This is a genomic window from Microcoleus sp. N9_A1 (assembly GCF_036701795.1).
In the GTDB taxonomy this organism is placed as follows: domain Bacteria; phylum Cyanobacteriota; class Cyanobacteriia; order Cyanobacteriales; family Microcoleaceae; genus Microcoleus.
Genome location: NZ_JAUBRI010000070.1, coordinates 25,409 through 33,572, shown reverse-complemented (window position 1 = coordinate 33,572; position 8,164 = coordinate 25,409). Strand labels below are relative to the sequence as shown.

Here is an 8,164-nt window from a genome sequence, read left to right as displayed (position 1 = left end):
CTACCTAATTATCAACAAGGCATAAGAGCTATGAGGCTTATTCTATCAGCGTTATAGGTGACTTGTCGCCCCGACAGTCGAGATCCTCGCCCACCTGCAAAAGTTCAGCAGTCCAAATACCCGTACCGCAAGCCAATTCTAAAACACTTGCAAATTTGCCAAGTTTATGCAAAGCACTTTTAACAACGGCAACCTGATTAAACCAACGCTGGTTAAATTCCGCTCCGCGATCGTAACGACCTATTCTGTAAAACCATTCATCATATTCGCTAGCTCTGGCACGGTAGTAATCAACTTGTTCTTGGAGGTTTTCTCCGATTGTCATGTTCCTTTCCTCATAGCTATATTTTGGTTGGCCAGTCATAAAGTTAAGCTTCGCATCCCCCACTAGGATGAATTTCATTCCTGTACTTCCCTTTCCTGGGTTTCAAATACAACCAGCTCATAAATATCGAGCATGGACATTTGCACTTCCATTGAAGCGAAGGAAACTATTGCTGATTCTCCCTCATATTCCCGAAACAACCATTCATTTGATTCTGTTTTAATATATTGTGCGACTAAAAACTCAGATTGATAGACTAACACATATTCACGGAATTCAGGGATCGATCTATAAAACCGAAACTTATCCTCCCGATCGAAATCCTTGGTAGACTTAGAAAGCACTTCCACAATCAGCACAGGATTGAGTATTTCATCTTTCCGTCCCTCTGTGCAAACTAATTCTCCTTCAACTACCATCACATCTGGATAAGTCCCGCGTCGATACCGAGGAATCCACAACCGCAAATCGCTCATAAATGGTCTGGCATTCTTTCCCCGCAAAGCAGATTTTAAGAAGGCATAGATGTTACCTATTATCTGGCTGTGATTAATACTACCACCAGTCATTTGTACAATTTCTCCATCGCGGTATTCATTTCTAAACTCAGCAGTTTCCTCTAACTCCCGGTACTCATCTGGAGTATAAAACTTTTTCTTACTTTGTACTAACATTGTTGCCTCTGTACTAACTTTTATCTGCGTTAATCTGCGTTAATCTGCCTACATCTGCGGTTAAAAATCATAATTAACAGTATATCACAACAAAAAAGAAACGCCCAACTTCAAAGAGTCAGGCGTTTTCCACTATTTCAAAACCAGGAAAAATTAATCCCGGCGAGACACCAAATTCGATTCAATTTTCGCACCCACAACAGGTTGCACATGACTCAATGCCGACTGCAGCATGGGAGTTTTGGTAATAGCATCATTAGCCAGATTAAACAAAGGATTCGACAGAATACCCGCCAAAGTTGTCGCAACCAAAGTCAGTACAACGCTGACTTGCAAAGGCCGCATTCCTTGAAGGTTCCAGCGAACTTCGGGATAATTCTTCACCGCGTCCGACATCTCTTGAGGTTCTTTTACTACCATCATCTTGACAACGCGGATGTAGTAGTAAATCGAAATTACGCTGGTAATCAATGCCAAGATAACTAAGCCGTAAAGTCCTGCTTGCCAGCCGGCCCAGAACAGATAGATTTTGCCGAAGAATCCAGCCAGCGGCGGAATTCCGCCGAGAGAAAGCAGGCAAATACTCAATGCTAATGTTAGCAGCGGGTCTTTTTGGTACAAACCGGAGTATTCGCTGATTTGGTCGGTTCCAGTCCGCAGCGAGAAGAGGATGATGCAGGCGAATGCGCCTAGGTTCATAAACAGGTAAACCAACAGATAAAATATCATGCTGGAGTAACCGGCTTCGGTTCCTGCAATCAAACCAATCATTACAAAACCGGCTTGGGCGATCGACGAATAAGCCAAAAGCCGCTTCATGCTAGTCTGGGCGAGGGCAACTACATTGCCCAACACCATGCTGAGTATGGCTAAGGCTGTGAATACGAAGTGCCACTGTTCGATAAGTGCGGGGAAAGCTGTTGTTAACAAGCGGATTGCTAGGGCAAAACCGGCGGCTTTGGAACCCACAGAAAGGAAGGCAACAACGGGTGTTGGCGAACCTTCGTAAACGTCTGGAGTCCACTGGTGGAAGGGAACTGCGGAGATTTTGAAGGCGATTCCGGCGATCGCAAAAACCAACGCAATCACCAAACCGAGAGATTGACCTTCATTCACAGTAGAAAGGTTGGCCGCGATCGCGCTTAGCGTAGTTTGACCACCAGACAACCCGTACAACAACGAAAGTCCGTAGAGAAACACCGCCGAAGAAGATGCACCAATTAACAAATATTTCAAAGCAGCTTCATTGGAACGCGGGTCGCGTTTTGTGTAACCCGTCAGCAAATAAGACGAGATACTCAGAGTTTCCAACGAAATAAAAATCATCACCAATTCATCAGCGCCGGAAAGGAACATTCCCCCCAAAGTAGCGGTAAGCAAAATGCCGATAAATTCCGCTAAAGCAGTACCAGTTTGCAGTACATAACGGACGGATATCAAAATAGTGACAGCCGCAGTCAAAGCGATAATTCCGCGAAACACCAAACTCAAGGCATCGCTATTAAAACCGCCCAAAAACGAGATGGTATTAACGTTATCCCACTGCAAACACAAAGCAGCGACGGCGGCCAGCAAACCCGCAACGGCAACGTAGGGAGTCCAATTAGAGGAACTGCGGCCCACGATTAAATCGCCGACGAGAACCACCAAGAGGGTGATGATCACAATTCCCTCTGGCAAGATAGTTCCAGCATTTAGCTGGGCAGCAAGAGTAGCAAAATCCATATTTTCAGGCTGGTTGGGTAGTACAAGCCGAAATGGCTGTAATGGGCTGTGAACTTGTAAAAATTCTTTACCAAACACAGATTGTAGCGGATTACAGCTTTGCCAGCTTAGTTGGGCGGGTGTTTGTTGCTGTTGAGTCGGCGGGGGAGTCTGCCACAAAAGCGATCGCACTGCGGAAAAATCGCCATTGCGGCCGATCGGGCAAATTTTTTTTCCTTCACCCCTTGACACCGAGGCAACGTAAGGCGTTTAGGATTGATTGATTGGCGATCGACTCTGAACAGAAAGGACGAAAGGTATGCAACCTGCAACGGGCTGAGTGTCGCTTTGTCAGGGGTAACGGAGGGCGATCGCCAAGACTGCTGATGCCGCTAGCGCTGCTGCCGATCGAATGTGATTCCAGATTGTCCAGTTAACAAGGTAGCTGGCCCACAGCCTCGCGCCCTCAGCGCTGCCTGGATCGACTTTTGCCAGCGCATCGTTCAGCGGTACATTACAGGCGATCGTCACTCCCACCGTACCGACGAGATACAACAAGCTACCGATCAGCAAATAGATAGCACCTGTTTGAGGCCATTTGAATGAGGAGAAAGCCAGAAAAATGCAAGCCGCAGCCGTTCCAAACAGCGCCGTCATAAACAATGGATTGATGACTGCAATATTGATCGATTGCATGGCCGCAATCCCCTGCGCCGGCGGGAGTCGGCCAAGGGCGTTCATCACGAAGGTTGAGAAGGCGAAAAAGACTCCGGCTATCAGGCCACAGCCCAGTACCGCGAAAAGTTTCAATATCAAAAGCGACTGGTGAGGAATTGTCATAAAGCCTCTTTTCTGGTGCGATGCTTCTGTACCGGAGCAGGTTATTGAGCTAAGTCTTTACTGCGGTGCGATCGCCCTTTGATTCTCCCAATCTGCTCGGTTGAGGCGATAAACAAAGCAGTCATCGTCGCCAAACTGTCGCGGTTCCACAAATTGGAAACCAAAACGTTCGTAAAAGCGGTGGGCGCGGGTATTGTTGGCAAGCGGATCGATCAGTACAGCCGTCACAGCAGAGTCGGCGAAACATCGAGCAAGTGCAAGCTGCATCATTTGTGTTCCGTAGCCTTTGCTCAATTCTTTCTCCTCTCCGATCCAGATATCAATGGCGCGGAGATTCGCAGCAACATCATCACCCCAATAGTGACTCTCCTCAAGTGCCGGATCGATAATTTGGATAAATCCGATCGGGCGATTGTCGATTTCAGCAATCAATTGCTCCCTCCAGTCGGGAGTGCGATCGAGTTCTATCTCCCAGTGCCAGTCATCGTTCGGATCTGAGACAATTATGTGAGGTTGCTCATCCCAGCGTCGCAATAAATTTAAATCTGCGGGGGTAGCGGGGCGTAAATTTATCATGGCTTGTTTGCATCTAAAACTTGTTGCAGCTTTGCTGTCGCGCACAAACGATCGCCTCTTTGGCAGACATCTGCAGTTTTGCGAAAGAGGCGATCGCTAAATCACGGAAACCACTGGATAATTATAACTTTCTTTGACCACTAAACCGTCCTTCCAATATCCAATAGAAAGCTGGTTGCTCTTCGTGTCAATTATTTGACCGTCTATTTTAGTGGTAAAGTCATTATACCAATTTGCGATTACTACAAAATCATAATCTTTTTCGGCGGCCACAGCAATGTCTTGACTAATTAATTTTGATTCTCTAAATTCCACCAACATCTCATTGAAAAAATATTCTCTCCCTTGACGGCACGCTTCTTTACCCTTGGTAACAGTTCCGTCACCTTCAATCATCACAATATCTTCGGAGTAATATTTATCTAAAACTGCGGATGTTTGAAAACTAGCGACCAAGTTATTGATATCTGCTAGCTTGAGCTGTAGTTCTTCTAATGTCATAAAAAATTACTTCACGCGATCGACAAATAGGGAGCATCTGAGTTTGGATTTCACTCTCGTTAAGAGTCGGAGAGTTCGTTAGATATGACTGCGGGCACTCAATCGCTTTCCTCGGAATGAAAATATCTGCGTTGCATCTGTGTGTATGTGCCTCACATCTGCGGTTGAATTATCAATCGAAAATTTACACAAATTTGTAAGGCGCTCCCAAAATGGTATCAAAAATTAGTCCCACAATATTCTGATGTTAGCTGGCGAGTGCGATCGCCAATCGGTCAAATAGTCGATCGCGCTTCTAGTCTTTTTGCAGGGAAACCATCAAATCTATCCCAATCTAAAATCTAAAACTTAAAATTGAGGAACCATCCGCCCGCATCCAACAGTCTCAGCATCCAGTTACCTGCAATTCTGCTACAGTCAGTCATGACATCCCCGTGCATCTTCCAGAGACAAGAGTTCCCAGCCTCTGCGCCGACTGCAGTAAAATCCCATCAGCTTGTCACCTGCAACCCGATCGGCAATAACTTAAAAATTAAGGTAGTTTGAAAATAATCGCCCAAAGTTCCCATAAGCCTTGACATCCGACCTACACTCTGTAAATTAGACACTCTAACTGCGCCGCCATCCATATTTAAAAGATGCCATGTCAACCTTAGTCATCGTCGAATCTCCCACAAAAGCCCGTACCATTCGCAACTTCCTGCCCTCCACCTACCGTGTAGAGGCATCAATGGGCCACGTCCGCGACCTCCCATCCTCCGCCGAAGAAATACCAGAAGCCGTTAAAGGAGAAAAATGGGCGCAACTAGGCGTCAACGTGGAAGCAGACTTTGAACCGCTTTACGTCATCCCCAAAGATAAAAAGAAAATTGTTAAAGAACTCAAAGACGCCCTCAAAGACGCCACAGAACTGATTCTAGCCACAGACGAAGACCGAGAAGGCGAAAGCATTTCCTGGCATTTGCTGCAAATCCTCAAACCCAAAGTCCCCATCAAGCGGATGGTATTTCACGAAATCACCCGCGAAGCCATCCGCGACGCCCTCACCCACTGCCGCGATATCGACAACCGAGTTGTACAGGCCCAGGAAACTCGCCGAATTCTCGATCGACTCGTCGGCTACACCCTATCTCCGCTACTGTGGAAGAAAATCGCCTGGGGTTTGTCCGCAGGGCGAGTCCAGTCCGTCGCAGTCAGGCTGTTAGTACGCCGGGAACGGGAACGCCGCGCCTTCCGCCAAGGTAGCTACTGGGATTTGAAAGCCGTTTTGGAAAAGGGCAAAATTTCCTTCGATGCCAAACTCGTCACAGTCGGGAACGTGAAAGTTGCCAACGGCAGCGATTTCGATGAAAATACCGGGCAAATTATCGCAGGCCGCCGCGTACTTTTGCTGAACGAAGAACAGGCGCGGGCGTTACTCTCACGCATTCAAAACAAACCCTGGACTGTCGGTAATATCGAAGAACGGCCAGTCACCCGCAAACCCTCGCCGCCGTTTACGACCTCGACTTTGCAGCAAGAGGCTAACCGCAAGCTGAGGCTGGGTGCGCGGGAAACCATGCGAATTGCCCAAAGTCTCTACGAACGCGGTTTTATCACCTATATGCGGACGGATTCGGTGCATTTATCCGAACAGGCGATTACCGCCGCCCGCAGTTGTGTGCAAGAACTTTACGGCAGCGAATATCTCAGCCCTCAACCCCGCAAATACACCACGAAAAGCAAAGGCGCCCAGGAAGCCCACGAAGCTATCCGCCCTGCTGGCAGCACTTTTCGGACTCCGCAGCAAACGGGATTGGATGGGATTGATTTCCGCCTCTATGATTTGATTTGGAAGCGGACAGTGGCTTCGCAAATGGCCGATTCCCGCCAAACTCACGTCACTGTATTAACTCAGGTAGAAGATGCCGGTTTCCGTTCCAGTGGCAAACGCATTGATTTTCCAGGCTTTTTGCGGGCCTACGTGGAAGGTTCCGACGATCCGAATGCGGCGTTGGAAGACCAAGAGGTGATTTTGCCGGCGCTGAAGGTGGGGGATAAACCTAATTGTAAGGATTTAGAGGCAGTTGGCCACGAAACTCAACCTCCCGCCCGCTATACGGAGGCTTCGCTGGTGAAGATGCTGGAAAGCGAGGGGGTTGGCCGTCCGAGTACATACGCGAGTATTATCGGTACAATTGTCGATCGGGGATACGCGAAATTAATAGCTAACGCCCTGATTCCCACATTCACCGCTTTCGCCGTCACTACTTTATTAGAAACGCATTTCCCCGACTTAGTAGACACAGGTTTTACTTCGCGCATGGAACAAACCCTCGATGAAATTGCCACCGGCGAGGCGAAATGGCTGCCGTATTTGCAAAAGTTTTATACAGGGGAAATGGGACTCGCAACCCAAGTCAAAGAACAGGAAAGTCAGATCGACGCGAAAGTTGCCCGAACTGTGATATTGGAGAATATCACGGCAAAAGTCTGCATCGGTAAATACGGCGCTTACCTGGAATCTGAAAACGAAGAAGGCCAGGTAAAAGCATCGATTCCCCAGGATTTGACTCCGGCAGATTTAGACCCTGAAAAAGTCGATTTTCTGTTAAAGCAAAAGACGGAAGGCCCGGAAAAATTGGGTCTCCACCCGGACACCGGGGAACCGATTTATGTGCTGATTGGCAATTACGGCCCCTACGTTCAGTTGGGGGATGTTTCGGAAACGAACAAGAAACCGAAGCGGTCTTCTTTACCGAAGGGAACTGATAAGGATAATGTGACGCTGGATATGGCGGTGAGTTTGTTGACTTTACCTCGGTTGTTGGGCACTCACCCGGATACGGGGGCGAAGGTGCAGGCTAATTTGGGGATGTACGGGCCTTATGTTGTGCACGACCAGGGTAAGGTTGGTAAGGATTATCGATCGATCAAGCCGCCTGATGATGTTTTGACTATAATGCTCGATCGGGCATTAGAGTTATTATCGCAGCCAAAAGCCGTGCGTGGCAGTAAATCAGCGACACCTTTGAAGGAATTGGGGGCGCATCCAGAGTCGGGAGAACTGTTGAATGTTTACGATGGCCGCTACGGCCCCTACGTGAAACACGGCGATATCAATGCTTCTTTGGCTAAGGATGAATCTGTGGAGAATTTCACCTTACAAAAAGCATTGGATTTGTTAGCAGCGAAGGAAGCGGCGGGCGGCGGAAAATCTAGCAGCAAGTCGAAGAAGTCTAGTAAGACTGCGGCGAAGTCGGAGACTGCAACTGAGAAGACTGCGGCGAAGAAAACCACTGCTAAGAAAACGACTGCGGCGAAGAAAACGACTACTAAGAAGGCGGCGACTGCGACAAAGACGAAGAAAGCAACTAAGTCAAGTTAGTTTAGTTTTCACTCATCGAGAAACCCGGACGGTGTAGGGGCGGTGCCCCCGTGCCCGCCCGGTTTTTTTGTTGGTAAAATACTGCAAAAATTTAGGTTTTTAGTAAGAACTTCAGTCCTTAAAATTGGGTTAGAGTGTCGTAGGGCGATCGGAGTTTTTTAAGAAAAAGATGTTTGG

At 47.8% G+C, this 8,164-nt stretch carries 7 protein-coding genes; 1 reads left to right on the top strand and 6 read right to left on the bottom strand.

The features are described from left to right. Positions 1 to 37: 37 nt before the first annotated feature. From QUA58_RS25230 to QUA58_RS25205, 6 genes are all read right to left on the bottom strand, one after another. Positions 38 to 403 carry a class I SAM-dependent methyltransferase gene (locus QUA58_RS25230; protein WP_333396633.1) on the bottom strand — a complete coding sequence of 122 codons (366 nt, stop codon included), beginning with the start codon at positions 401 to 403 and terminating at the stop codon, positions 38 to 40. Then, entirely contained in the window at positions 400 to 999 is a 600-nt protein-coding gene (locus QUA58_RS25225) for a Uma2 family endonuclease (protein WP_333250272.1), read from the bottom strand. Before QUA58_RS25225 ends, QUA58_RS25230 begins: the two co-directional genes overlap by 4 nt. 153 nt (positions 1,000 to 1,152) lie before the next feature. After that, entirely contained in the window at positions 1,153 to 2,724 is a 1,572-nt protein-coding gene (locus QUA58_RS25220) for an NAD(P)H-quinone oxidoreductase subunit N (protein ID WP_333250326.1), read from the bottom strand. A gap of 330 nt (positions 2,725 to 3,054) precedes the next feature. Then, positions 3,055 to 3,399, bottom strand: a complete 345-nt coding sequence (locus QUA58_RS25215; RefSeq protein ID WP_333118737.1) for an anthrone oxygenase family protein — start codon at positions 3,397 to 3,399, stop codon at positions 3,055 to 3,057. Positions 3,400 to 3,600: 201 nt separating this feature from the next. Next, positions 3,601 to 4,119, bottom strand: a complete 519-nt coding sequence (locus QUA58_RS25210; RefSeq protein ID WP_333250276.1) for a GNAT family N-acetyltransferase — start codon at positions 4,117 to 4,119, stop codon at positions 3,601 to 3,603. 96 nt (positions 4,120 to 4,215) lie between these two features. Then, complete coding sequence (locus tag QUA58_RS25205; protein ID WP_333250278.1) at positions 4,216 to 4,620, bottom strand: hypothetical protein; 405 nt, start codon at positions 4,618 to 4,620, stop codon at positions 4,216 to 4,218. Between the two features lie 643 nt (positions 4,621 to 5,263). Between QUA58_RS25205 and topA the strand changes: the two genes are divergently transcribed. Continuing rightward, positions 5,264 to 7,987 carry a type I DNA topoisomerase gene (gene topA, locus QUA58_RS25200; protein WP_333396631.1) on the top strand — a complete coding sequence of 908 codons (2,724 nt, stop codon included), beginning with the start codon at positions 5,264 to 5,266 and terminating at the stop codon, positions 7,985 to 7,987. Positions 7,988 to 8,164 lie beyond the last annotated feature (177 nt).

What these genes read in the sequence shown, in the direction of transcription:
- QUA58_RS25220 (WP_333250326.1), bottom strand. Translation starts at nt 2,724, where the DNA reads ATGGATTTTGCTACTCTTGCTGCCCAGCTAAATGCTGGAACTATCTTG.
- QUA58_RS25225 (WP_333250272.1), bottom strand. Translation starts at nt 999, where the DNA reads ATGTTAGTACAAAGTAAGAAAAAGTTTTATACTCCAGATGAGTACCGG.
- QUA58_RS25205 (WP_333250278.1), bottom strand. Translation starts at nt 4,620, where the DNA reads ATGACATTAGAAGAACTACAGCTCAAGCTAGCAGATATCAATAACTTG.
- QUA58_RS25230 (WP_333396633.1), bottom strand. Translation starts at nt 403, where the DNA reads ATGAAATTCATCCTAGTGGGGGATGCGAAGCTTAACTTTATGACTGGC.
- QUA58_RS25215 (WP_333118737.1), bottom strand. Translation starts at nt 3,399, where the DNA reads ATGCAATCGATCAATATTGCAGTCATCAATCCATTGTTTATGACGGCG.
- topA (WP_333396631.1), top strand. Translation starts at nt 5,264, where the DNA reads ATGTCAACCTTAGTCATCGTCGAATCTCCCACAAAAGCCCGTACCATT.
- QUA58_RS25210 (WP_333250276.1), bottom strand. Translation starts at nt 4,119, where the DNA reads ATGATAAATTTACGCCCCGCTACCCCCGCAGATTTAAATTTATTGCGA.